Source organism: Kitasatospora sp. NPDC004799, from assembly GCF_040609095.1.
Lineage (GTDB): Bacteria > Actinomycetota > Actinomycetes > Streptomycetales > Streptomycetaceae > Kitasatospora.
In genome coordinates this window covers 19,462-44,152 of sequence record NZ_JBEXJK010000020.1, presented here as the reverse complement: position 1 = coordinate 44,152, position 24,691 = coordinate 19,462, and the positions used below count along the sequence as shown (strand labels likewise).

Here is a 24,691-nt window from a genome sequence, read left to right as displayed (position 1 = left end):
CTCCTACCCCCCTCCCCCCCCCCCCCCAACTCGCTGACCTACACCCCCTCCCCCCCCCGGGTTTCCCCCCCCCCCCCCCCCCCGGGGGCCTGGACCCGGGCCAGCGGACCGGCGAAGATCACCGCCAGCGCATCACAGCGTGCAGTTGATCAATTACCCAACACTTTCTGAGCCGAAGGGAAGTGCCAGACCCATGTCGACCGATGCCGCCGTCCTGGTGCGGCGACCGTCCGGTCCCGCGCTCACCGCCCGGGAGATCGCCGACGTCCTCGTCCCGGCCGCCGACCCGCGCACGGCTCCCTGGCACCACCGCGTGGGCGCCGACGGATCGCGGTTCCGGTTCCGTCTGAGCGCCGCGCCCGGTGACCTCTCCGGACCGGTGGTGGACGGAACGTCCTCGGGCGGAGAGCGCGACTACGACTGCTTCGTCCATGCCTCCATCTACCGGACGGGCGAGGGTACCGACGACAGCCTCGGCGCCCTGCGCGCGTTCTGCCGGTCACTCGTCGCCGAGCTGCACGCCGTGTGGCCGGAGGCGGAGTCGGCGTGGGAGGTCGACGAGGCCTACAGCTACCGGGGCGCTCCTCCGGGGCCGATGGAGGGCGTGGTGGCCCTGCGGCTCGCGAGCGAGGCTCTGCCCGCGGAGTCCGAGTTCTCCCTGGTGGAGGCGGCCAACCGGGCCGCCTCGGGTACCGGGCTGGTCTTCACGGAGGACGACCCCGGGCGACACGTGGTGCCGGCGGGCGAGGCGGACAACGCGGTGAGCTGGACGCTGTCCTCCCGGGCGGAGCAACTCCCCTTCGCCGCCGCAGCCCGCTCCACCGCCATCGCTCCGCTCGACGCCCGTCGGCTGGGCGAGTTCACCGAGCGCCTGCTCGCCGAGCTCGCCCGGCACACCTCTGGCGCCGACCTGGCCTGCTGGGTGAACGGCCGGCTCCACCGCTACGAGGTGGCGCTGCCCCCGCTACCCGACTGACCGGATGCGACAAGCTCAGGGCGTCAGCGATCAAGGCCCAGGGCCTCCGGAAGGCCACGGATCCAGGCGGCTCGATCCGGCTCCTCCGCGGCAAGGCACTCCAGCCCCTCGATGAACCGTCGGCGCTCCCCCGATCCACCCGCACGGGCACTCAGGGCGTCGTCGACGACGCCCTCATGCCGCACGAGGCCCGCCCGGGTTCGAGGCCGACGGCGCGGCCCGATTCACCACCCGCGCATCGCATTGCGCGCCCTCTGACGGCCATTTACCTCCCCATTACGTCGTCGGAGAAGGTATTTCGGCCAACTTGTGGCCGCACACGGTGACGCGTCCACACCAAAGCTGACACTGTACCGTCACATCTCATTCGAACCACCAGCTCTACCGGACGGCACCACCCTCGGCCGCCGCCCGGCTGACTCCGGCCATCCGAATCCGGCCGTCGCAGAAGGAGTTCAGTGTGACTCGATCCCCACGAAAGTCCACCGCCGCAGGCGCGTTGATCGCCGGCGCCGCAATGATCATGGCTGCTCTGACGCCCGGCGTCGCCGCCGCCGAGACCCCCGCCGCCGAGGCCCCCGCCGGGGCGCAGGCCTTCGCGGGCGCGCTGCCGGTGCAGCTGTCGCCCGAGCAGCGCGGCGCGTTGCTGGCCGCCGCGGACGCCTCCCTGGCGCAGACCGCACGGTCGCTGAACCTGGACGCGAAGGAGGCGCTGGTCGTCAAGGGCGTCACCAAGGACGCGGACGGCAGCGTGCACACCCGCTACGAGCGGACCTTCGACGGCCTCCCGGTGCTCGGCGGCGACCTGGTCGTCCACACCGCCCCCGACGGCTCCACCCGGGGCGTCACCAAGGCCACCGACGCGGACATCGCCGTCGACACCACCCCCAAGGAGAGCGCCGAGGCGGCGAAGGGCCTCGCGCTCGACAGCGCCGGGAGCGCGAAGGTTGCGGAGGCGGCGGCCGACGACGCCCGCAAGGTGGTCTGGGCCGCGTCCGGCACCCCGCGGCTCGCCTGGGAGACGGTGGTCACCGGCACGCAGGAGGACGGCACGCCGTCCGAACTGCACGTCATCACCGACGCCGACTCCGGCAAGAAGATCTTCGAGTACCAGGGCATCGAGACCGGCATCGGCAACAGCAAGTACTCGGGCCAGGTCACCATCGGCACCTCGGCGTCCGGCAGCGGCTTCGCGCTGACCGACAACACCCGCGGCGGCCACAGCACCTACGACCTGAACGGCACCACCGGCACCAGGACGCTGTTCACCAACCCGACCGACACCTGGGGCGACGGCACCGTCGCCAACCGGCAGACCGCCGCCGTGGACGCCGCCTACGGCGCCCAACTCACCTGGGACTACTACAAGAACGTCCACGGCCGCAACGGCATCAAGGACAACGGCGTCGGCGCCTACACCCGGGTCCACTACGGCAAGAACTACGTCAACGCGTTCTGGTCCGACAGCTGCTTCTGCATGACGTACGGCGACGGCACGGGCAACGTCAAGCCGCTGACCTCGATCGACGTCGGCGCCCACGAGATGACCCACGGCGTCACCTCCGCCACCGCCAACCTGATCTACAGCGGCGAGTCCGGCGGTCTGAACGAGGCCACCTCCGACATCATGGCCGCCGCCATCGAGTTCTGGGCCGGCAACCCCGAGGACAAGGGCGACTACCTGGTCGGCGAGAAGATCGACATCCGGGGCAACGGCACCCCGCTGCGCTACATGGACAAGCCCTCCAAGGACGGCAAGTCCCGGGACTCCTGGTCGGCCGACCTCGGCTCGGTCGACGTGCACTACTCCTCCGGCCCGGCCAACCACTGGTTCTACCTGGCCTCCGAGGGCAGCGGCGCCAAGACCGTCGACGGCGTGTCCTACGACTCCCCGACCTCCGACGGCCTGCCGGTGACGGCCATCGGCCGGGACGCGGCCGCCAAGATCTGGTACCGGGCGCTGACCACCTACATGACCTCGTCGACCAACTACGCGGCGGCCCGCACCGCGACCCTCCAGGCCGCCGCCGACCTGTACGGCAAGACCAGCGCGACGTACCAGAACACCGCCAACGCCTGGGCGGCCATCAACGTCGGCCCGCGCGTCGTCGACGGCCTCCTGCTGGACCCCGTCGCCAACCAGATCACCGCGATCGGCACCAACGCCGACCTCCGGATCGAGGCCACCAACTTCAACCCCGGCGTCGTCACCTACCACGCCACCGGCCTCCCGCTGGGCCTGACGCTCCACCCGGTCACCGGCCGCGTCACCGGCGTCCCGGCCCTCCCGGGCACGTACACCGTCACCGTCACCGCCAAGGCCTCCCACCACAGCAGCCTCGCGACGACGTTCACCTGGCGGGTCTCCCCGGGCATCTTCGCGAACACCACCCCGCTGCCGATCCCGGACGGCGGCCCGGCGGTCTTCTCCGACATCGTCGTCGACCGGAACCTGGGGCAGGCGCCGAGCGACCTCAAGGTGGCCGTGGACATCAAGCACACCTGGCGCGGCGACCTGGCCATCGACCTGGTCGGCCCGAACGGCACCGTGTACCCGCTGAAGAAGGCCAACCTCGGCGACTCGGGCGCCAACGTCCTCGAGACCTACACGGTGGACGCCTCCGCCCAGCCCTCCAACGGCACCTGGCGGCTCCGCCTGCAGGACACCTACCGCACCGACGCGGGCCAGCTCGACAACTGGAAGATCATCTTCTGACCGCACCCGCACCCGAGTACTGAGCACCGAGCACCGAGGCGAGCCGGTCGGCGACAGCACCCACGTCGCCGACCGGCTCACCTCTCACCCGTCCGGCACGGGCCGCCGCCGCATGACGGTGAGTCAGATCGGCAGGTTCCAGCCCGGTCCGTCCTCGCTTCCGATCCAGACCCGCTGCCCGGTCGCCGAGACCGTGAGGCCGAACCCCTCCTGGTGCGGCTCGCCGACCCGCTGCCAGGCTTCGACGGCATTCTCCACCTGGTCCCAGAGCCGGAGCGGGCCGCGCTGGACCACGGTCCACCCTCCCGCCGGGACGGGCATGGTGCGGGCCTGCGATCCGGTGGCCACGTCCCAGAGGATCTGGTGCCCGCCGGCGCCCATCCGTTCGGCCGAGGGCGCCGCGAGCTGGGCGACCCAACTGCCGGTCCAGGTGGTGATGACCTCGGGGTCGATCCGGGACGGGCGTTCGTCCCCGAGGAGCAGGGAAAGGCTCTGGCGCGGCGGTCGATCGTGCGGGCGGGCGATCATGAAACTCGTGCAGCCGGGCATGAACACCCCCGTTCCCTCGCCAGGGGCCGTCACGACCACGCGCACGAGCCCGAACCCGAACCCCCATCCGGACAGGGTCGCCAGGATGACGCCGCCGGGCTTCACCTGGTGCAACCAGCGGGGCGGCAGGTACCGCACCGCACAGGTGGCGATCAGCCGGTCGTACGCGTCCCCGTCGGGGTCGCCGAGCAGCCCGTCGCCGACGACCAGCCGGGGAGCGAACCCGGCCGCCCCGATCGCGGCGGCGGCACGCCGGGCCACCAGCGGGTCGTACTCAATGCTGGTCAGGTTGGTGTCCCCGAGACGGTGCGCGCCGAGGGCGGTCGAGTAACCGGTCCCCGTGCCGATCTCGAGCACCCGATGACCGGCCTCGACGCCGAGCTGCTGCCACATGCCCAGCACCAGGGAGGGCAGGGTGGAGGATGACGACGGGGTCCCGGTGGCGGTGCCCTCGGTCACGTCCTCGGGACGGACGTGACCGTCGAGCTGGGTGATCAGCGTCTCATTCGAGTACACCTGCTCCAGCCATCCGGGGTCGCTCCCGTGCACGGGACGGTAGGCGGTCGGGTTGCTGCCCGGGACAGGCACGAAGAACGATCCCACGAACAGCTCCCGCGGCACCGCCAGCGCGGCAGCCCGCCACGCCGGATCGTCCACCGCGTCGTCGCCCGTGAGGCCGTCCACCAGGGCGGCGCGCAGCTGAGCCGATGTGCTCACGAGTCGGGGCCCTTCTCCAGGAGGTCGGCGATCGCGTGGGCGATCGCCGCGGTGGTGCCGGTCCCCTGCCAGGCCCACTGCCCGTTGGGGTTGCATTCGAGGAAGTACCAGTCGCCGGCGGCGGTCACCGCGAAGTCGAACGCACCGTAGACCAGCCCCAGTTCGCCCAGGTAGGCGGCCACCGAGCGGGCAACGGGTTCCGGGACCTCGATCGGCGCGCACGTCATCAGGTCCTGCCGCTCACGCCAGTCGAGATCGGGACTGGTGATCCGGATGCCGAACAGCCGGGCCCCCACCGCGGTCACCCGGGCGTCGAACGCCTTCGGCACGGTTGCTTGGAACATGTGCGGGCAGAGGGAGACCGCGTCGGTGATCTCGGCCGGATCGACCTTCCGCACCCACACCGTCTGCGCTGTGCCGTCGGCGGCACGGAACCGGCTGTCCCACACCGGCTTGTACACGGCTCCGCCGGCCTGGCCGGCACAGAAGCGGCGCGCTTCGTCGGGGTCCGTGGTGATGACCGTGTCCGGCACCAGGAACCCGTTCCGATCGGCGGCGGCGAGTTGTGCGGGCTTGTACTCCGCGTTCCGGATGTGCCAGGGGTGGTTCACGTAGTGGGCGCTCGAAAGCGACGCGAGGACACCACCGGCGCCCCAGAACGCTTGTGCGGCAGCGAACTTGGAGGCCTGTTCGGTCGGTCCGGGCGGTGCCTCGTAGGGCGAGGGGCGGCGGACCCAGACCGACCGCACCCGGGTGAGATCGAGTTCCCGATTTGACGTGCGGAGGGCGCCCCGTTGCTCGCCCGTGCCGTAGCGGGCGGTCAACGAGGCGCTCCCGAACAGGTCGACACCCGGGTCCACCCGGACGACCGGAACCCGGCGCTCGGACAGGATGCGGAGCACCAGGTCAGCCGTCACGTCGTGCGTGTTGGTCAGGACCAGGACGGCCGGGTGTCGATTCGGCGCCATGTCAGCCCGTGCCCTGGTCCTGGTCGTTCGCCGGCATGCTGTCCATGTCGGTCGGCGCGTTCTGGCCGCCGCTGCGACCGTCGCCGCCGCCCGTGTTCGTGGGCGTGCTGGTCTCCGTGCTGGTGCCGTGCGCCCCCATCTCGACCTTTCGGCCCCGACCGTCCACGAACACGGCAACCTGCGTTTCGGGGTCGATCACGGCCGAGACGGCGGGGATCGGGGCGGTGTCCGGGTACGGCCCCATTCGGGTCGTGCCCCACGGTGCGGTTGTCATCGGTTCCGCGCCTCCTCATCCATGGTGCGAGCAGCACCATCGACGGTAGAGAGCCACTGCGCCCGGCCTCAAAGAGATTGCGGGTTATTGCGCCGATTCACCCGAGAGAGTCCAGCGCGTCCCCAATCACGGCACGGGCCGCGTCCCCGAACACCGCCGCATCGGAGAGCTGGGTGAACGCCCTGCGGTAGTCGCCGAGTTCGCGGGGCTGCTTGACATTGATCTCGGCCGTCAGGGTCTCCACCACGACGTGCCGGCCGTCGAACATGTAGAAGGCCTCCAGCGGCCAGACGGAGCGCTGAGCAGTGAACGGGATGATCCCCAGCGAGACCGAGACGAGCGGCATCACGGCGAGCAGGTGCCGGAGCTGGCCACGCATCACTTCGGCATCGCCGATGCGGTACCGAAGTACGGACTCCTCCATGAGCACCACGTACCGGTGCCCGCCCTCGTACAGGAACCGGCTGCGGGCCATCCGGGCGGCGACGGCCTCCGCCACATCGTCGGGAGTGCCCTGGAACTGCGTGATGGAGCGCATCAAGGCCGTGGCGTAGGCCGGCGTCTGGAAGAACCCGGGCACGACGTTGGACACGTACACCCGGCACAGCCGGGCCACGTCGTTCAACGCATAGACGTTCTCCTGGACCTTCCGCATGCCGTCGCGTTGGAGCCGACGCCATTCCACGTACATCGAATCCACCGCGCGCACGGTGGCGACGAGATCCTGTACCTGGTCGTCGGCACCGCAGGCGACACACCAGGCACGTACGTCCGCATCCGACGGGGTCGCCTTCGCGGAGAGGATGCGCGAGGTCTTCGCCGGGTGCCACCCACACCGGGCGGACAGCTCCTGCCCGTTGAGGCCTGCGCCCAGCATCAGTTCGCGCAGACGCGCGGCGACGGCCTGCCTGGCAGCTTGGACGGACGACGACTGCGGCGAGGAAGGCACTGGCTTGTCGCGGCGCTCAGACGGTGTACTTCGTGTGGTCGATGCCACGCTCCCAGACGGCCTCGAAGGCTGAGACGCAGAGCTTCACCACGGCCGGGTCCTCGGACAGCTCGTACCTGGGGTCGGCCCAGTCTCCGACACCCGTGAAGTGGTTGAACTCGACCAGCCGACCGTCGAAAACCCAGAAGTCATTGCCCGGCAACGCGATGTCCGACGCCTGGCGGCGCGGAAGCCAGCGCACCTGTTCACCGGCCTTGATGTTCACGGCGGTCCCGGCATGCTCGAAGCGGATGTAGTCGGTCACCGGTTCCGAGACGATCCGGGCCCTGCGCATGATCACGCCACGGCTGAGAGCGTCCCGAACGAGTGGCACCCACCCGGCCCAGCCCTCGGAATCGGGGTCGAGGTCGGGGTGGACTCCGGTCTGTTTGAACCTCTCGAAGTCCGCCGACTCATCGCCCACGCCGTACCAGTCACGCATCTCCAGGTGCACGGCCGAGTGCTGAGCAGCACTCAGGAGATCAGAGAAGTCCGGAACGTTCTGCGTCATCGAGCGCCTTCCTCAGGATCGCCGCCATGCGAAGCGGGACGCGGACTACGCCCTCGCCCTCGGGAATGCCGCTCACGTGGCCCGGAACCCACTCGGTCGTGCTGATCGCGGCCAGCAGTTCCTCGCTGGGCTTCCAGCCCTGGAGAACCAACTCCCGTTTCTCCTCGTCCACCCAGATTGTCGGCGATCCGTTTCCCTGGGTCTCCGGGTCCATCCCGTGGAACCGTAGTGCCATCGTGCCCTCCCGTGCCAAGTCGGGTTGCGCACCCCTGCGTTACCGCTTCCCAGAGACGCGTAAACGCCGACGTGTCGAAGATGCGACGCTCTACAGACTCCTGGAAACCGCCACCACCCGGGCCACTCTCATTCTCCGGTCAGTCCTCGAGCGGGAACTCGCCCTGCCGGATCGCGGTGAGGAAGGAGTCCCAGGCGGCGGCCGGGAAGACGAGCGCCGGACCGTGCGGGTCCTTCGAATCACGCACGGGGACAACGCCGGGCAGGAATTCGGCGGCCACCTCGACGCAGTCGCCGCCGTTGCCTCCACTGTGGCTGCTCTTACGCCAGACCGGCCTCATACCGGGAACTCGCCCTCCTGGACGGCCGTAACGAAGGCCTCCCACGCAGCGGCCGGAAACACGAGCGTCGGACCGTGCGGGTCCTTCGAATCACGCACGGGGACGACGCCGGGCAGGAGTTCAGCGGCCACCTCGACGCAGTTGCCGCCGTTCGTCCCGCTGTAACTGCTCTTGCGCCAGACCAAGTTCATACCGGGAACTCGCCCTCCTGGACGGCTACCACGAACGCCTCCCACGCGGCAGCCGGGAAGACGAGCGCCGGGCCCTGGGGGTCCTTCGAGTCACGCACGGGGACGAGGCCGGGGAATCCGGGGGCCACCTCGATGCAGTCGCCGCCGTCCGGGCCGCTGTAGCTGCTCTTGCGCCAGCTGGCCGCGTCGAGCTCGTTCCGCATCATCTGTGAACCCCTCCAGCGCCTCGGCGATCAGCGCGAGCGATTCGCTCGCCGTGAGCGCATCGCCACGCAGCCGATCATAGCGCCGCCGGTGCCCGGAAACGACGGCCGGATCGTCGCTGGGGAATCCCCTCTCAAGGCTCTCCGAGTACACCGAGTGCCGCCCGTCCGGCATCTCCAGCAGGACCATCGAGGTCTTGATGATCGTCGCCCGGGCCGTGAACGGCACCACCTGGATGACGATGTTGTCGCGTCGGGCGATGTCCAGCAGGTGCTGCATCTGGCGTGCCATCACCTTCGGCCCGCCGACCACCGATCGAATGGCGCTCTCGTCCAGGAGGACGACCAACTGCGGTCCGTCCTCGGCGAGGAACCGCGTCTGCCTCGCGAGCCTCACCGCGACTCGCTCCTGGATCACCTCGGGACGCTCATTCGTCCCGCCCGCCTCGAACATCGCCCGCGCGTACTCCCTGCACTGAAGCAGCCCGTGCATGTAGTCGGTCTGGTAGACATGGGCCCCGACCGCCTCGGCCTCCGTGTCGGCGTGGCTCTGGAACCAGTCCGGATGGTCGACTCCTACGGTCCAGTCCACCCGGTCCCAGAGCCGCTTGAGCGATCCGCCCGTGTCGAGCAACTCGTCGGCCCTCACGACCAGGTCCGGGGGCATGCGCCGCTGGCCGGACTCGTACCGGGTGATGTTCGGCCTGCTGCAGTGCAGCAGCTTCGCCAGCTGCTCCTGCGTGAGGCCGGCCATCTCCCGGTAGAACCGCAGCTCCTCGCCGAAGATCCGCGCCGAACTGGCCGTCACTTCGTTCTTCAGTCGCCGGTGTGCCATGCCAGACCCCCTGACGTACCGCACGTGCGTGGTATCCGATTTCGGCCATCACCGTACCTCCGCCCCCAGGCCGTCAAGACCGGAACGCAATCATCTGCATGCGCAGCGTGACGGCGCGCGCTCCCGTCGCACGCCCCTCCGCCCCCTGCCGACCGCCCGCGCACGAGAAGTCGGCCCCGCCGACTTCCTGCGTACCGACCGGGAAGCCACCGAGGCGGAAGCGGGCCCACGGCGACCTGATGCTCTCCACCAACTCCACCAGTACCCCCGGCGGGGATCGTCGCACGGGCCCTACCGGTCGATGAGCTCTGCGGCCAGAATCTCCACCTCCTCGTTCGGCCCGATGATGGTCAGCCACTGCAGCGAGCGGCGGTTGTCGTGGTGACTCAGCAGATGGCGGGCTTCGGGCGGCCACGGCCCGTACTGAGGCAGTTCCCGCACCAGGACCTCGGCCACGAAGCCGCCGTCCGGGTCGCCCAGGTCGGCTCTCGCATGCACGATGCCCACCAGGCGCAGGGTCGCGCCGGCACACTCCGAACTCAGCTCGATGACAGCCTCGCCGGGTCGCAGGTCGGTTCGAATGACGACCGAGGTCAACCAGAAGAAGTGGCCGCGCAGTTCCTCAAGGCTCACGGCCGAACACTACGACACGGGGACAGTCATGGCCCCGCTTCACGGGAAGTCGATCGGTCCGATTTCCCGCGCGTCCCAGCGGGCACCCCAGCAGGGCATTTGACCGCGGGCAGTCAGCGTTGTGACGCTATGTCAGAACCGTTCGCACTGCTGACTCCCGGGGGGAACCGTGGACGAGCCGCTCCGCATCCGTGTCACCGACGCCGACCAGGGCGCGGCGGCCTCCCTGCTGTCCTGGCTGCGCGCGGAGGACGAGCTGCGCGGGTACGTGGAGCTGGTGGCCCCGCCGCCGCAGCCCGGTTCGCTGGGCGCGCTGGCGGACGTGCTCACCGTCGCGGTCGGCGCGGGCGGGGCCGCGTCCGGTCTGACCAGCGCACTGATCGCGTGGATCCGGCGGCGGACCGGCGAGACCGTCGTCCAGGTGACCCGGGCCGACGGCAGCTCGATCGAGCTGCGGGCGACGGCCGTCCGCGCCCTCGACGCCGACGACGTCGCCGCGCTCGTGCGCGAGGTGAGCGCGTCGCTCGCCGACGGCCCCGCCCCGACGGCACCCCGGGCCAACGCACTCCCGCCCGGCGATGAGTGACCCCGCGCTGCCTCTGGGGCTCCCCGGCGCCCGGGCGCTGGTCATCGGGACCGGCACCCACGTCCCCGGTTCCGTCCTGCCCGACGTCCCGGCCGCCGCCGAGACCGTACGGGCGGTCGCGCAGGCGCTCGTCGACCACTGCGGCCTCGCGCCCGAGCACGTGCGCACCCTCGTCGACCCGGAGAACCCGGTCGAACTCGGTGAGGAGCTGACCCTCGCCGCCGAATCGGCGGACTCCGTCCTGCTCGTGTACTACGTCGGCCACGGTCTGGTGGACGAGCACCGGGAGCTGTACCTCGCCACCCGGGTCACCGACCACCTCACTCGCGGGCTGGCCTACAAGGGACTGCCCTACGCCACCCTGCGCGCGACCCTGGCCACCTCCCGGGCCCGCTCCGTCCTCCTCGTCCTGGACTGCTGCTTCTCCGGCCGGGCGGTGCCCGTCGCCGCCGCCGCGAACCGCTTCGAATCCGCCCTCCCCGGCGGCGGGTTCGTGCTCGCCTCCGCCGCGCCGGAGGAACTCGCCCTGGCACCGGCCGGTTCGCCGTACACCGCGTTCAGCGGCGAGCTGCTGCGCCTGCTGCGCGACGGCGATCCGGTCGGGCCACCGCTGCTGACGCTGGACCACGTGCACCGCGCCCTGGAGCGCAGGCTGCGCGACCGCGGATTCCCCGTGCCCCGCCGGCGCTCGGAGGGCCAGGCCGGGGAGCTGGTGCTGACCGTCAACCCGGCGTACCGGCAGCCGCCCCCGGAGATCGTTCCGCCACAAGACCGCGACGGCACCGGCCCCGCGCTGGCCACCTGCCCGTACCGGGGCCTGGCACCGTACGGCTCGGAGGACGCCCGGTTCTTCTTCGGCCGCGACGACCTGACCGCCGACCTGCTGTCGCGGGTGAACGCCCAACTCTCCGCCGGCGGGCTGCTCGTGGTCATCGGCCCGTCCGGCGCCGGCAAGTCCTCGCTGCTGCGCGCGGGCCTGCTCCCGGCGCTCGACCGGGGCCTGCCCGAGGAGCTGACGCCCTGGCGCTGGCCGCGCCTGGTCCTCACCCCCGGCGAGCACCCGGTGACCGGGCTCGCCCACGTCCTGGCCGAGTTGCACGACGTTCCCACCCCCGACCCCGACCGCATCCGCACCGCGCTGACGGCGGACCCGGACTCCGTCCTCACCTGGCTGCCACAGGACGGCACCCGCCCGGTCCTGGTGGTGGACCAGTTCGAGGAGTTGTTCACCGCGTGCGCCGACCTCGGGGAACGCGAGGTGTTCGTCCGGGCGCTGGCGGCGGCCGCCGAGCGCGCGGTGGTGCTGCTGGGGCTGCGCGCCGACTTCTACGGGCACTGCGCCGCGTACCCGGCGCTGGCGGACGCCCTGCAGAGCGACCGGGGCCACATGCTGGTCCGTCCGATGGCGCCCGAGGACCTCCGGGACGCCATCGAGAAGCCCGCCGAACTCGCCGGGCTGAGCCTGGAACCGGGCCTGGTCGACCTCCTGCTGCGCGAGCTGCGCACCGGCGGGGACGGGCAGCGCGGCCCCGGCGCGGCACTGCCCCTGCTGTCGTACGCGCTCGCGGCCACCTGGCAGAACCGTTCCGGCCGCACCCTGACCCTGGCGGGCTACCAGGCCTCGGGCGGGATCTGGGGCGCGATCGCGCAGACGGCGGAGGCCACCTACCAGGAGCTGGACGCCGCCGGGCAGCAGTCCGCCCGGCAGCTGCTGCTGCGCATGGTGCACGTGGTCGACGGCGCCGAGGACACCCGTCGCCGGATGCCGCTCACCGAGCTGGAGCCCGACGCGGGGGCGAACTCGACCGCCGCCCTCGACGCCCTCGTCCGCGCCCGGCTCGTCGTCGTCGACGACGGGCACGCCGAGCTCATCCACGAAGCCGTCCTGCACGCCTGGTCCCGGTTGCGGAAGTGGATCGAGAACGACCGGGCCGGCCTCCTGGTCCGCCAGCAGTTGCACGACGCGGCGCAGGCCTGGGAACGGGACGGACGCGACGACGAGGCGCTGTACCGGGGCGTCCGGCTGGCGGCGGCGCGCCAGTGGATCGAGGAGTCCGCCGGACGGCACGGCACCACGCCGACGGCCCGGGCCTTCCTCGCCGCCGGCCAGGCCCGGCAGGAGGCCGAGGCACGCGCCGAACGCCGCCGCGTCACCCGCCTGCGCACGCTGGCCGGCACCCTGGCGTTCCTGCTCGTCGTCGCCGTCGCCGGGATCGGCGCGGCCCTCTGGCAGAACCGGATCGTCAACGAGCAGCGCGACTCCCTGGCCTCCAAGCTCGGCGCCGAGGCCGCCGACCGGCTGCGCCCCACCGATCCGGCCCTCGCCCTGCAGGTCGCGCTCTCCGCCCGGAAGGTCTCCGACACCCTGGAGGCCCGCACCAGCATCTACGAAGCGGCGCTGACGACGTACTACACCCCGCTCTCCGGGCACACCGACATGGTCAAGACGCTCGCCGCCAGCGCCGACGGGCGCCTGTTGGCCAGCGCCAGCTCGGACGGCACCGTCCGGCTCTGGGACCTCGCGGCGCCCCGGGGAGCCGGGTCGGTGGCCGTGCTCAGGAGCGGCAGGGCGAGCGTCGCCCTGAGCGCCGACGGACGGCTGCTCGTCACCCTCGACCCCGACGGCTCCGCCCGCCTGTGGGACGTCACCGACCCGGCCCGCCCCGCACCGGTCGCCGCCCTGCCCGACGCCGTCGGCTCGCTGGCCCTCAGCCCGGACGGACGCACCCTGGCCTCCGTCACCGACGGCCGGACGGCCCTGTGGGACCTCACCGATCCGCGACGACCGGTCCGGGCCGCCACGCTGCCCGTCGGCTACGCCAGGCTGCGGTCCGCGTCCTTCAGCCCGGACTCGCGCCTGCTGGCCGTCACGGTCCACACCGAAGGACGCGAACCCGAGGTCCAGCTCTGGAACGTCACCGACCGCACCAAACCGGTCGCCACGGCCACGCTCGCCGACAACGTCCCGTTCACGGTGGCCTTCAGCCCGCGGGCCCCCCTGCTCGCGGTCGGCACCGACGGAAGCGGCGTGGCCCTGTGGGACACCAGCGACCCGGCCAGGCCCGCCCGGATCGTGCAACCGACCGGTTCCGACGCGGGGGCGTCCGCCTCGCCCTTGCCCGTGAACATCGGCGGACTCGACATGGCGACGGCCGTCGCGTTCTCACCGGACGGCCGGAAGCTGGTGTACGGGTCCTCCAGCAACCTCGGCACGGACTTCAGCCACGTCGCCTCCGTGGACGTCACCGACCTTCGCAACCCCACCGAACTCGTCAGCCGCCCCGTCCCCGGATCGATCACCGCGATCGTGGCCGACGACGACCCGTCAACCGTCATCACCGCGAGCGAGGAGCACGAGATCCGGCGCTGGCACCCTGCCGTCGCCACCGGCATTCCCGCCCCCGGGAACTACGGGAACTTCACACCGGACGGCCGGCTCCTGGTGTGGGCCGCCGGCCTCCCCGCCCAGCACGACACCGACGACCACCGCTTCACCCTGTGGCGGACGACCGGGTCGGCCGCCCGGGCGGCCGGGGAGTTCACGGCCGCGGGCACCTCAAGGGTCCAGGCGGTCGACAACCACACCGTGATGACGTTCGACCGCCTCGCCCCCGTCCGGCTGTGGGACGTCACCGACCCGGACCACCCCGCACCGACCGGGACCCTGGACGAGCTCACCGACTTCGTCCCCCACACCGGAGACGCTTCCCCCGGAGCCGACCTGGCGGCCGATGACGGACTCCTCGCGCTCAACGGCCGCGACGGCCTGATCCACCTGTGGGACGTCACCGACCCGCACGCCCCGAAACCGCTGTCCACGGTCGCGTCCCCGGAACCGACCGGGCGGCTCCACCTCACCGGCCGCAAGCTCGTCTCCGTCGACCGCCGGGGCACCCGGATGCACGTCTGGGACCTCACCGACCCCCGCCACCCCAGGGCCACCGCGACGACCGACCTGGGCGAAAAGCCAATCGGCAGTTCGGAGTTGGTGGGCGAGGCCACCGACCTGCTCGCCCTCACCTTCGGCGACAGCCGGACGAACCCGAAGACCGTCCAGCTGTGGGACCTCTCCGACCCCGCGCACCCCGACCGCGGAGAACTGCCCCCGGGCCCGGTGAGCAGCCTCACGCTCAGCCAGGACAGGCGGACCCTCGCGGTGACGACCGACAGGACCCTCGACCTGTGGGACATCACCGACCTCCACCACCCGGTCCTGGCCAAGTCCCTCCCGGCCGAACGGCAGACCGACGCGGTGTTCGGGCAGGACGACCGCCAGCTCGTCACCCTGTCCCTGACCACGATCGACCAACCCGGGCACCTCCACCTGTGGAACGTGGCGGACCCGCGCAAGGCGACCGAGATCGCGATGCTGACCGTTCCCTCGCAGACGTGGGCCCACGGCCTCAGCCCTGACGGGACCAGCCTCCTGATCAGCGAAGGCGGCACCTACGACCACCGCGTCCACCTCGTCGACGTCGACCCCGACCGGCTGACCGCACGCCTCTGCGCCGAGGTCGGCAGCACCATCACCCGCGAGCAGTGGGACCAGTACTTCCCCGACACGCCGTACCGGAAGCCCTGCGGCTGACGGTCGGCGCCACGCACCCGGACACCCTGCCGACCGAGATCGCCGAGCGCAGGACCCACCGCTCGACTCGTCCTGAGACGATCGGTCAGCCCCAGTCCTGCAGCCGCTGGATGAGGCCGGCGTCGCCCTCCACCCGCAGCGAGCCGGCCGGGATGCGCATGTACATGAGCAGGGCCATCTCGCTCGCCGTGCCGTAGACGGCGGCGGTGGGCTTGCTCTCGGCGGCCTCCGCCGCGGTGAGGCGGGTGAAGCGGGAGCCGGCGGCGTCCACCGTCTGGCGCCAGGAGCCGGCCTCGGCCGCGTGGTAGTCCATGGTGGCGGGCTCGCCCGGCCACGGGACCGTGACGGTGCAGACGGTGGCGAGGAACTCCTCGATGGCGTCGGCCGCCTCGGTCGTCGGCAGCTCCTGCGGGGCGCCGGAGGCCAGCTGGGCGTCGTAGGTGTGGATCAGCGACTCCGGGACGCGGCGGCGGGCCGCGGCGGCCACCGTGTGCGGCGAGGCCAGCGGCTCCCACCAGGCCCAGCAGCCCCGGTCCGGGCCGGCCTCGCGCAGAGCGGTGAGCAGCTGCTCCGTCGAGTCGGCCAGCCAGGTTATGAGGGCCTCGCGCTCCCTGGGCGCCGCCTGCCCGTCCTTGCTCGGCCGCTCGTCGCCCGGCGCGGTGTTCAGCACGATGTGGGCCCAGAAGCGGTCCCCCTCGCTGAGGTGGTTCGCCAGGTCGTACAGCGTCCAGCCCGGGCAGGACGGGACGTCGGCGTCGAGGCTGGGGGCCGCGGCGACGGCTGCGCGGAACGCGGCGGACCGCTCGTCGATCATCCGCAGCAGGGTGGGGAAGTGGAGGTTCTCAGTCACGCAGACCTTGTACCACCCGGATCGGAACCACCGCACTCGATTAACCGATCGTTCCAGGACGGGTCGAGCGGCCTCCCCCGGTGGATCCGCGCCTCCTCCCCGGCCGCCACGCCTCCTCCCCGGCCGCCGCGACCGTCCGGGCCGGGGGCGCGGATCGGCCACTACGCGCGGGCCGTCGGGCCGCGCCGCCCCCGGGCAAACCGACCGCTTCGTGACGTGACGGACCTCCGGCGCCCGTAGGCCGCACCGCCGTCGAACGCAAAAGCCGCAGCTCAGCCGGGTGGCGGGCGGGCGACGGCCGAAACATTCGTATCATATGACCTGTGACATTGTTCTGATCTCCAGTCGGTGACAGGATCCACGCCACATCTCCTTCACTCAGCCCGGCTCCACGTCGGACTGCCCCCACTCGAAGAAGGACTCGGCGTGCTCCTGCGCACAAGACTCTCCACGCTCGCAGCCGGCGTCGTCGCCTGTTGCGCCACGGTCACCGCCGTACTGCCGGCCCAGGCCTCCGCGGATCCCGTCGCCGTCACCGCCGTCACCGCCGCCCCGGCCCCGAACGCACCCTCCGCTCCCGCCACCGGGACGACGACCGGGACGACGACCGGGTCCGAGGAGCCCGCCGCGCCCGCGGCCCCGCTGCCCCCGGCGCTGATCGGCGAGCGGCTCATGACCGGCTCGACCGCCACCGCCGCCACCCCCGACACAGCTGAACCCGCCGCGCCCAAGTCCCTTGCCGCGCAGGCCTGCACCCCGGCCGACTTCGCCGCCCGCACCGGGGCCGACCTGGTCGCGTTCATCAGGAGCTCGACCCCCGAGTGCGTCCGCGGCCTGTACAGCAGCGGCGGCACCGACCCGGGCATCTTCCAGCAGTCCCGGATGCTGTCCGTCGCGGCCGCCTTCAAGGACCTGGCCGCCGGCTACACCGGCGACAACGCGACCGGGATCCAGCAGCTGGTGCTCTACCTGCAGGTCGGCTACTACATCCAGTTCCACCACCCCGACGCCACCGGCCCGTACACCGGCGAGCTCACCACCGCCGTCCGGGCCGCGCTGGACGCCTTCTTCGCGGGCACCCGCTGGCACGACGTCAGCGAGAGCAACGGCACCGTGCTCAAGGACGTCGTCTGGCTCACCGACAGCGCCAACGTCCAGGCCGGCTACCTCCGCGCCTACCAGCGGATACTCGACGACTACGACAACTCCTACAACGCGATCCCGAAGATGGTCGGCGCGGTCAACTCCGTGCTGCAGTACCCGCTCTGGCGCGGCAACTCCAACCCGGACTTCGTCCGGGCGCTCGCCGCCGACCCGGGCCTCGCGCAGTCCCTCGCCGACTTCGCGATCCACCGCAAGGACCTGATCGGCGGGCCCAACGAGGTCCTCTCCACCAACGCGGGCAACGACCTGGCCCGGATGGCCGGCAGCGGCCCCGCCGTCGAGCCCCTGGTCAAGCCGCTGGTCCGGAAGGTGCTGGACGCCGCGCCGCTGCTGACGCCCGCGGCGCCGCTGTACGTGCACACCGCCGTCCAGGCCAACTACTACGACGGCGGCCAGTGCTCGTACTACGGCACCTGCGACCTGCCCGCCAAGCTCACCTCGGTGGTCCTGCCGAAGCAGTTGGTCTGCGACAACCGCACGATCCAGGCCCAGGCGCTGTCCGCCGAGGAACTGGCCACCGTCTGCGAGAGCCTGCGCCACCAGGACGCGCTGTTCCACGACGTGGTCAAGGACAACGGGCCCATCCCGAACCAGTACGCGAAGAACGTCACCTTCGGGATCTTCGCCAACAAGACCGACTACACCACCTACTCGTGGGCGATCTTCGGCAACGACACCGACAACGGCGGCCAGACCGTCATGGACGCGACCGACCCGAACGCGCCGGCCGTGACCGTGATGTACCAGAAGAGCTGGAACGTCAACGACCCCGCCCGGGTGTGGAACCTCAACCACGAGTACACCCACTACCTGGACAGCATCCACGACCTCAAGGGCGACTACCGCACCCAGATGTCCGTCCCGGACATCTGGTGGGTCGAGGGCCTCGCCGAGTACGTCTCGCACCGCTACCGCGGCGCCACCGACACCGACGCGATGGCCCAGGCCGCCAAGCACACCTACAAGCTCAGCACCCTCTTCCAGAGCACCCCGGGCAACTCGGACTCGACCCGCGTCTACCCGTGGGGCTACCTGGCCACCCGGTACATGCTGGAGAAGCACCCGGCCGACGTCCAGAGCATGCTGGCCCGGTTCCGCGTCGGCGACTACCCGGGCGGCTACGCGGTCTACAACGGCCTCGGCACCTCCTACGACGCCGACTTCGACGCCTGGCTCGACGCCTGCGCCGCCGGCGCCTGCTACAACCCCGGCCCGACCGCCCTGTTCGACACCTCGGTGAACGGCGCGACCGTCACCGCGAACGACCGCTCCGTGCAGACCGGCCCCGGCCGGATCACCGCCTGGCACTGGACCTTCGGCGACGGCACCTCCTCGGACGAGCGCAACCCGAGCCACACCTACGCGGCCTCCGGCAGCTACACCGTCGCCCTCACCACCACCGACGACTCCGGCCGGATCTCCACCACCCCGACCACCGTCACCGTCACCGCCGGCCCCGTCACCCTGCCGGCCTGCACCGAGCAGCGCGCCGACGCGATGGGCCGCAACTGCTCGCGCACCGGCCGCGCCGCCACCGCCGGCAACACCGACTACCTGTACGTCTACCTGCCCGCCGGGACCACCACGCTGAACGTCACCACCTCCGGCGGCACCGGCACCGCGCACCTCTACTACAACGCGGACACCTGGGCCTCCCCGCAGGCCTTCACGGCCTCCTCCACCGCCGCCGGCACCACCCAGTCCCTCACCGTCACCAACCCCACCGCCGGCTACCGCTACCTCAGCCTCCACGCCGTCACCGACTTCACCGGCGTCACGATCAGCACCCGCTTCTGACCCCACCTCACGGACCGCAAGCGCTCGGGCGGACCCCCCGGCCGAGCGCTTCCGCATGTCCCCCGCCGGCGGGCCGGTCAGGCGCGGCCGCGGAAGGTGGTGCGGTAGGCCTGGGGCGACACGCCGATCGCGGCGTGCAGGTGCTGGCGCAGGGACGCCCCGGTGGCGAAGCCGATCTCGGCGGCGATCCGGTCCACCGGGAGGTCGCTGGTCTCCAGCAGGTGGCGGGCGCGGTGCACCCGCTGCTGGATCAGCCAGCGGCCGGGGCTGGTGCCCGTCTCCTCCTGGAAGCGGCGGGCGAAGGTGCGCGGGCTCATCCGCGCGTGCGCGGCCAACTCCCGCAGGGCGAGCGGGCGGTCGAGGTGTTCCAGGGCCCAGGCCTGGGTCGCCGCGGTGCCGTTGGCGCCCTCCGCGGGCACCGGCTGTTCGATGTACTGGGCCTGGCCGCCCTCGCGCCAGGGCGGCACCACGCAGTACCGGGCGACCCGGTTGGCCACGGCGCTGCCGTGGTCGGCGCGCACCAGGTGCAGGCAGACGTCGAGCCCGGAGGCGGCGCCCGCCGAGGTCAGGATGTCGCCGTCGTCGACGAACAGCACGTCGGCGTCCAGGGCGACACGGGGGAACATCCGACGGAAGGTCGGCGCCAGCCCCCAGTGCGTGGTGGCGGGGCGCCCGTCGAGCAGGCCGGCCGCGGCCAGCGCGAACGCGCCGGTGCAGATGGAGACGATCCGGGTGCCGGGGCGGATCCGGGCGAGCGCCGCGCGCTCCGGCTCCGCCAGGTCGGCGGTGACGAGGTGCATCGCGTACGGCGGGATGACGACCGTGTCGGCGCTCTCCAGCGCCTCGGGCCCGTGCCCGACGGTGATCGTGAAGTCGGCGCTGGTGGTGACCGTCCGGTCGTCCGTCGCCGCGCAGGTCACCACCTCGTACGCCCCCGGCACCCCGGGGAAGACCCGGTTGGGGATGCCCAGTTCGAAGGGGTACACGCCGTCGAGGGCGAGGACGACGACGCGGTGCGGCGGCCGGTCGAGGAGGCCGAGGGGTTCCATCTCAGGCATGGCACGATCCTATCGGTCTTTGGCAATCTTGCCATTTCCCTGGTCAGAGCCGTGCCCCAGGCTTGAGCCATGACCACGAACACGATGCGAGCCATCACCCAGACCACCCTCGGCGCCCCGGACGTCCTCCACGAGGCCGAGGTCGAACGGCCCGAGCCCGGCGTCGGCCAGATCCTGGTGGCCGTCCACGCCGCCGGCGTCAACCCGACCGACTGGAAGCACCGCGGCCAGTCCTACTTCCTCCAGCCGCCGTTCACGCTCGGCTGGGACGTCTCCGGCGTCGTCGAGGCGGTCGGCTTCGGCGTCTCGCTCTTCCAGCCGGGCGACGAGGTGTTCGGCATGCTGCCCTACCCGTACGGCGTCGGCTCGCACGCCGAGTACGTCACCGGCCCCGCCCGGGCGTTCGTGCCCAAGCCCGCCGCCCTGAGCCACGCCGAGGCGGGCGCGCTGCCGCTGGTCTCGCTGACGGCCTGGCAGGCCCTGGTCGACACGGCGCGGGTCCAGCCGGGGCAGCGGGTGCTGGTGCACGCCGCGGCCGGCGGGGTGGGGCACGTCGCCGTGCAGATCGCCAAGGCCCGCGGCGCGTACGTCATCGGCACGGCGTCCGCCGCCAAGCACGACTTCGTCCGCGGCCTGGGCGCGGACGAGGTCATCGACTACCGCACCGCGGACTTCGCCCAGGAGGCCCGCGACGTCGACGTGGTCCTCGACCCGCTCGGCGGGGAGGACCGGCTGCGCTCCCTGGAGACGCTCCGCCCCGGCGGCGTCCTGGTGTCGATCCTGCCCATGGGCCTCGAAGGACTGGCCGAGCGCGCCGCCGAGTTGGGCGTGACGGCGAAGACCCTGCTGGTCGAGCACGACCAGGCGGGCATGGCCGCGATCGCCGCCCTCGCCGAGTCCGGGCAGCTGCGCCCGCACGTCTCCGGCACCTACCCGCTCGCCGAGGCGGCCGCGGCCCACACCGAGGGCGAGACGGGCCGGGTCACCGGCAAGCTGGTGCTCACCGTCCGACCGTGACACCCGGCGGTGCGGATCCGATCCGGATCCGCACCGCCGACTCCTAGGGTCAGGTGATGATGCCGTAGAGCTTGATGTCCGCCGGGAGCTTCGAGGCCGACCCGGTGACAGCCACCTTCCCGTCACTGGACATGCCCTTCGTGGCCTTGCTCTCGGGGTCCGCCATCACGGTGAAGCACAAGCGGGTGCCGTCGCTCTTACCCGTGTTCAGGTGGCTGTCGAGGCTGAAGGACAGCACCTTGCCGTCGACACTCGTCTGCAGCGTCTTGACCTGAGTGTGCTTGTAGTTCTCTTCGTCATAGTAGTAATAATTCCCCCAATCGACCCATTTCCAGCCGCTCGGAGCCGTGAGCTTGTACGTCAGCGTCCCCGGCTTGTATTCACCGTCACGGGGCTCCACACCCAGCGTGATGGTGAAAATATGAAATCCCTTCTTCCCGGCCGGGCCAACAGGGGCGCTTTCCTGCCTGGTGGCCACTGCAGTCGCCGGGTCTCCGGTTGAACTTCTCGCCTGTTCCGCCTGCGGGGCAATCGTTTCGGTGGGCATCATGGGGTATCCACCTTCCTTTCCATGGGAATCCCCCAAGTCGGACGGAGAGTCGTTGCTCAGCGTCACCGCGCGACTACCCGATCACCGGATTCCCACACATGCCCCGGCAAAGCGACCTCGCGAATACCCGCCGTGTCACAATCAGTGCGCACCGCATGCGATCAAACCGTGCCGCTCGTACGCTGATCAGTGGAGGCCGCACACCATGGGAAATTACCCCTACGCCTTCCACATCGCCCTGGACGGGAACGGCATGAACGGCCTGGAGGGCGCGGCCGGCGTCTGCGTCTTCCGCTACGACCCGGACAGCGGCGAGTACGCCTACCGGGTGCGGTACTTCGACGGCGTCGCCGGCGGCCACGCCGTCAGCATCACCCCCGACCGCAGGTTCGGGTTCCTCGGCAACGCCGGGCAGCAACTCCTCTTCTACGACGTCCAGTCGCTGGACGAGAGCGAACGCGTCTCCACCCTGCGGTTCGAACCCCCCGACGCGGCCATCAAGAGCAGCACCCACATGGTGTGGTTGGACGCCACCCACGGCATCACCGCGATCGGTGACGGCTTCTGGCTGCTGGACCTCGACCGCCCGACCGAGGCCCGGCGCATCGGCGACCACCTGCTCAAGCTCCCGCACGCCATGAAGCGCACCGCCTCCGGCCGCTACCTCGTCTACGGCGGCATGGACCACCCGGGCCGCGGCGAGGCGGCCGAGGTCGGCATCTTCGACCTGGAGAAGCGGGTCGCCCGCCGCGTGGGCCTGCCGACGACCTGCTGGCACGTCGCCTGCCATCCGAGCGACGAGCGGTTCTACGCGCTCTCCTTCCGCGTCCTGCCCCAGGAGGGCCGGGACTGGCACGAGTGGGCCATGGCCTACTTCAAGGAGTACGTGTACGAGATCGACGCCGAGACCGGGCAGATCCTGCGGCACTGGGCCGCCGGCCAGTCCTTCCCCGCGCACATCAACTCGGACGTCTGCGTCTCCGACCGCGAGCTGATCTACTGCAACGGCGGCAGCGGCACCATCGTCATGATCGACCTCGCCGACTTCACCTCGTACCGCGTCATCGACGAACGCCCGCGCCTGGCCGCCCAGTTGCGCTCCGCCCGGCAGGCGGCCCGGCAGGTCACCGACGCGTTCACCCGGGGCTCGCCCGGGCCCAGCAGCAAGCACTTCGTCGGCGCCCTGCGGGTCACCCGCGGCACGCTCATCGACGGCATCTACGCCTGCCAGCTCTCCGCCGACCAGTCGCTGCTGTTCACCGCCAACCGGGGGCTCAACACGATCACCGTGTACGACTACCCGGCCAACACCGTACGGCTGCGGGTCGCGATGCCGGAGCTGCGCAGCCACCTCCCCGACCTGCCCGTCTGGACCGATCCCCGCCTGGGGTTCCACCACAGCACGCTGCTGAGCCCACCGCCGGCCGACGCCGGAAACCCGAACTGAGGAGTGGCCATGAGCGCCGAAACCCCCGAGCAGCTGAACGACGACCTCCAGGCCGGCTGGGAACACCTCCGGTCCACCGCGGCCAGCATCGCCGAGCTCCAGACCGCCATGTGGGGCGACTGGGCGGAGATGACGACCGGACTGGCCACCGGCAGGCTCGCCTGGGGGGAGGTCTACAGCGAGTTCTGGAAGTTCGTCGCCGAGGAGGACCTGCGGTTCGCCCTGGAGCTGAGCGAACTCGGCATCGACTACGCCCAGAAGGTCTCGGAGGTCACCTGGGAGCACGAGCAGCGCCTGCGGGACCACCTCCGCAGAGCGGCCCGGCGGCACGACGTCGAACCCTTGCCGACCGAGGAGGCGCCCGGCGACGGCGACACCGCCGACGCACCCGCCAAATCCTCCCGCTCCAGGACCCCGAAGCAGTAGGCGTCAGCCCCCCACCGGCTCCCCGCCCTCCAGCGGCCGGGGCAGCAGCTCCCGCGCGCTCGTCACCTCCGGGTGCGGCCGCAGCCCGGCCCTGACCCGGTCCGTCAGGTGCGGGCTGGTCACCAGCCAGCCGAGCGCCTCGACCAGCGCCTGCCGCGCGGGCCTCGGCCGGTAGCCGAGGCCCGCGGCCTTGTCGTGCCGGTACCAGTAGAACCGCCCCATCGTCCGGGCCTCCGCCCGGGTGGTCGCCGGGGCCCGCGAGGTCAGCACCGCGCGGATCTCCCCCAGCGTCGCCGCCAGGTAGGCGCCGGTGTGGCTGGCGGTGGCCCACGGCCCTCGGGTGCCGCACAGCTCGGAGAGGGTCTGGTGGATGGTCCGCCAGGCCCAGTTCTCGCCGCCGAGCAGGTAGCGCTCCCCCGGCAGGCCGCGCTCGGCGAGCAGCACGTGGCCGGCCGCGACGTCCCGGACGGAGACGAGGTTGCAGCCGCCCGGGTAGGTGGTACGCAGCGGATCGGCCAGGTACCGGGTGATCAGCGCGTTGCTGGGCACCAGCCGCCAGTCGGGCCCGCCGACCACGATGGTCGGGCAGGCCGCCACCACCTCCAGGCCGAGTTCGGCGCCCAGCGCGAAGGCCGTCCGCTCCTGCTCCAGCTTGGTGACGAAGTAGTCCGGCAGGTACTCCTCCCCGGGCAGCCACGCCTCGTCCCGGGCCACCGGGCCGCCCGAGGAGCCGCAGGTGATGGAGGACGAGGTCACCACCACCCGCCGGACCCCGGCCTCCGCCGCCACCCGCAGCACCTCGCGGGTGCCCTCCACGTTGGACCGGGACAGCTCCTCCGGGCTGGTGTCCCAGTACGCGAACACGGCGGCGCAGTGGAACACCGTGTCGCAGCCCTCGAAGGCGGGCCGCAGGCTGAGCGGGTCGCGCAGGTCCGCGTTGACCAGGGGGACGTCCAGGCCGTGCAACTGCCGGAGGTCGCTGCTGCGGCGCACCAGCGCCCGCGCCCGGTGGCCGGCGGCGAGCAGCGCGCGCACCACCTGGGACCCGATCAGCCCGCTGGCGCCGGTCACG

General features: G+C 71.6%; 23 protein-coding genes. 8 read left to right on the top strand and 15 right to left on the bottom strand.

Features of this window, described 5'->3' with window-relative positions; all coding sequences use genetic code 11:
- The first annotated feature begins 193 nt into the window (after positions 1–193).
- Together ABZW03_RS05030 and ABZW03_RS05025 are read left to right on the top strand one after the other, a co-directional pair.
- Entirely contained in the window at positions 194–976 is a 783-nt protein-coding gene (locus ABZW03_RS05030) for a hypothetical protein (RefSeq protein WP_355252367.1), read from the top strand.
- Positions 977–1,493: 517 nt separating this feature from the next.
- Positions 1,494–3,692, top strand: a complete 2,199-nt coding sequence (locus ABZW03_RS05025) for a M4 family metallopeptidase (protein ID WP_355252376.1) — start codon at positions 1,494–1,496, stop codon at positions 3,690–3,692.
- 123 nt (positions 3,693–3,815) lie between these two features.
- Here ABZW03_RS05025 and tgmC read toward each other — a convergent pair whose 3' ends face one another.
- The 11 genes from tgmC to ABZW03_RS04970 all read right to left on the bottom strand — a co-directional run bounded on the left by tgmC (position 3,816) and on the right by ABZW03_RS04970 (position 10,136).
- Positions 3,816–4,958 carry an ATP-grasp peptide maturase system methyltransferase gene (tgmC, locus tag ABZW03_RS05020; protein WP_355252364.1) on the bottom strand — a complete coding sequence of 381 codons (1,143 nt, stop codon included), beginning with the start codon at positions 4,956–4,958 and terminating at the stop codon, positions 3,816–3,818.
- Positions 4,955–5,926, bottom strand: a complete 972-nt coding sequence (tgmB, locus tag ABZW03_RS05015; RefSeq protein WP_355252361.1) for an ATP-grasp ribosomal peptide maturase — start codon at positions 5,924–5,926, stop codon at positions 4,955–4,957. The genes tgmC and tgmB overlap by 4 nt, the downstream gene beginning before the upstream one ends.
- A gap of 1 nt (position 5,927) precedes the next feature.
- On the bottom strand, positions 5,928–6,200 hold the full coding sequence (tgmA, locus tag ABZW03_RS05010) for a putative ATP-grasp-modified RiPP (protein ID WP_355252358.1): 273 nt from the start codon (positions 6,198–6,200) through the stop codon (positions 5,928–5,930).
- 97 nt (positions 6,201–6,297) lie between these two features.
- A complete protein-coding gene (locus ABZW03_RS05005) occupies positions 6,298–7,149 on the bottom strand; it encodes a helix-turn-helix transcriptional regulator (RefSeq protein WP_355252373.1) in 852 nt (283 codons plus the stop codon).
- Between the two features lie 16 nt (positions 7,150–7,165).
- Positions 7,166–7,699 carry a DUF6879 family protein gene (locus tag ABZW03_RS05000; RefSeq protein WP_355252355.1) on the bottom strand — a complete coding sequence of 178 codons (534 nt, stop codon included), beginning with the start codon at positions 7,697–7,699 and terminating at the stop codon, positions 7,166–7,168.
- The gene (locus ABZW03_RS04995) at positions 7,671–7,934 is read right to left on the bottom strand and encodes a hypothetical protein (protein WP_355252353.1); all 264 of its coding nucleotides are present in this window, start codon (positions 7,932–7,934) and stop codon (positions 7,671–7,673) included. Before ABZW03_RS04995 ends, ABZW03_RS05000 begins: the two co-directional genes overlap by 29 nt.
- 139 nt (positions 7,935–8,073) lie before the next feature.
- On the bottom strand, positions 8,074–8,274 hold the full coding sequence (locus ABZW03_RS04990) for a DUF397 domain-containing protein (RefSeq protein ID WP_355252351.1): 201 nt from the start codon (positions 8,272–8,274) through the stop codon (positions 8,074–8,076).
- Positions 8,271–8,465: a DUF397 domain-containing protein gene (locus tag ABZW03_RS04985; RefSeq protein WP_355252348.1), complete on the bottom strand. Its 195-nt coding sequence runs from the start codon at positions 8,463–8,465 to the stop codon at positions 8,271–8,273. Before ABZW03_RS04985 ends, ABZW03_RS04990 begins: the two co-directional genes overlap by 4 nt.
- A complete protein-coding gene (locus ABZW03_RS04980; protein ID WP_355252345.1) occupies positions 8,462–8,593 on the bottom strand; it encodes a DUF397 domain-containing protein in 132 nt (43 codons plus the stop codon). Before ABZW03_RS04980 ends, ABZW03_RS04985 begins: the two co-directional genes overlap by 4 nt.
- Positions 8,556–9,503, bottom strand: coding sequence for a helix-turn-helix transcriptional regulator (locus ABZW03_RS04975; RefSeq protein ID WP_355252342.1), 948 nt, complete (start codon positions 9,501–9,503; stop codon positions 8,556–8,558). The genes ABZW03_RS04980 and ABZW03_RS04975 overlap by 38 nt, the downstream gene beginning before the upstream one ends.
- A gap of 291 nt (positions 9,504–9,794) precedes the next feature.
- Positions 9,795–10,136, bottom strand: a complete 342-nt coding sequence (locus tag ABZW03_RS04970; protein WP_355252339.1) for a hypothetical protein — start codon at positions 10,134–10,136, stop codon at positions 9,795–9,797.
- Between the two features lie 169 nt (positions 10,137–10,305).
- Between ABZW03_RS04970 and ABZW03_RS04965 the strand changes: the two genes are divergently transcribed.
- Together ABZW03_RS04965 and ABZW03_RS04960 are read left to right on the top strand one after the other, a co-directional pair.
- The gene (locus ABZW03_RS04965) at positions 10,306–10,722 is read left to right on the top strand and encodes a hypothetical protein (RefSeq protein WP_355252336.1); all 417 of its coding nucleotides are present in this window, start codon (positions 10,306–10,308) and stop codon (positions 10,720–10,722) included.
- Positions 10,715–15,310 (top strand): hypothetical protein, encoded by a 4,596-nt coding sequence (locus ABZW03_RS04960; protein ID WP_355252333.1) that lies wholly within the window; start codon positions 10,715–10,717, stop codon positions 15,308–15,310. Before ABZW03_RS04965 ends, ABZW03_RS04960 begins: the two co-directional genes overlap by 8 nt.
- A gap of 85 nt (positions 15,311–15,395) precedes the next feature.
- On the opposite strand, the gene ABZW03_RS04955 is transcribed toward ABZW03_RS04960, so the two are convergent.
- Complete coding sequence (locus ABZW03_RS04955) at positions 15,396–16,160, bottom strand: maleylpyruvate isomerase family mycothiol-dependent enzyme (RefSeq protein ID WP_355252330.1); 765 nt, start codon at positions 16,158–16,160, stop codon at positions 15,396–15,398.
- 426 nt (positions 16,161–16,586) lie between these two features.
- Between ABZW03_RS04955 and ABZW03_RS04950 the strand changes: the two genes are divergently transcribed.
- Positions 16,587–19,121 (top strand): collagenase, encoded by a 2,535-nt coding sequence (locus ABZW03_RS04950; RefSeq protein WP_355252327.1) that lies wholly within the window; start codon positions 16,587–16,589, stop codon positions 19,119–19,121.
- Between the two features lie 77 nt (positions 19,122–19,198).
- Here the strand turns inward: ABZW03_RS04950 and ABZW03_RS04945 are convergent, their stop codons facing one another.
- The gene (locus tag ABZW03_RS04945) at positions 19,199–20,179 is read right to left on the bottom strand and encodes a helix-turn-helix domain-containing protein (protein WP_355252324.1); all 981 of its coding nucleotides are present in this window, start codon (positions 20,177–20,179) and stop codon (positions 19,199–19,201) included.
- Between the two features lie 69 nt (positions 20,180–20,248).
- Here ABZW03_RS04945 and ABZW03_RS04940 point away from each other — a divergent pair, with 69 nt between their 5' ends.
- The gene (locus tag ABZW03_RS04940) at positions 20,249–21,196 is read left to right on the top strand and encodes an NADP-dependent oxidoreductase (RefSeq protein WP_355252321.1); all 948 of its coding nucleotides are present in this window, start codon (positions 20,249–20,251) and stop codon (positions 21,194–21,196) included.
- 49 nt (positions 21,197–21,245) lie between these two features.
- Here the strand turns inward: ABZW03_RS04940 and ABZW03_RS04935 are convergent, their stop codons facing one another.
- Positions 21,246–21,746, bottom strand: coding sequence for a hypothetical protein (locus tag ABZW03_RS04935; protein ID WP_355252318.1), 501 nt, complete (start codon positions 21,744–21,746; stop codon positions 21,246–21,248).
- A 205-nt stretch (positions 21,747–21,951) separates the two neighbouring features.
- On the opposite strand from ABZW03_RS04935, the gene ABZW03_RS04930 reads away from it, so the two are divergent.
- Together ABZW03_RS04930 and ABZW03_RS04925 are read left to right on the top strand one after the other, a co-directional pair.
- Positions 21,952–23,193: a hypothetical protein gene (locus tag ABZW03_RS04930; RefSeq protein WP_355252315.1), complete on the top strand. Its 1,242-nt coding sequence runs from the start codon at positions 21,952–21,954 to the stop codon at positions 23,191–23,193.
- A 9-nt stretch (positions 23,194–23,202) separates the two neighbouring features.
- Positions 23,203–23,619 carry a hypothetical protein gene (locus ABZW03_RS04925; RefSeq protein ID WP_355252312.1) on the top strand — a complete coding sequence of 139 codons (417 nt, stop codon included), beginning with the start codon at positions 23,203–23,205 and terminating at the stop codon, positions 23,617–23,619.
- 3 nt (positions 23,620–23,622) lie between these two features.
- On the opposite strand, the gene ABZW03_RS04920 is transcribed toward ABZW03_RS04925, so the two are convergent.
- Positions 23,623–24,690, bottom strand: coding sequence for an NAD-dependent epimerase/dehydratase family protein (locus tag ABZW03_RS04920; protein WP_355252309.1), 1,068 nt, complete (start codon positions 24,688–24,690; stop codon positions 23,623–23,625).
- Position 24,691: the final 1 nt, after the last annotated feature.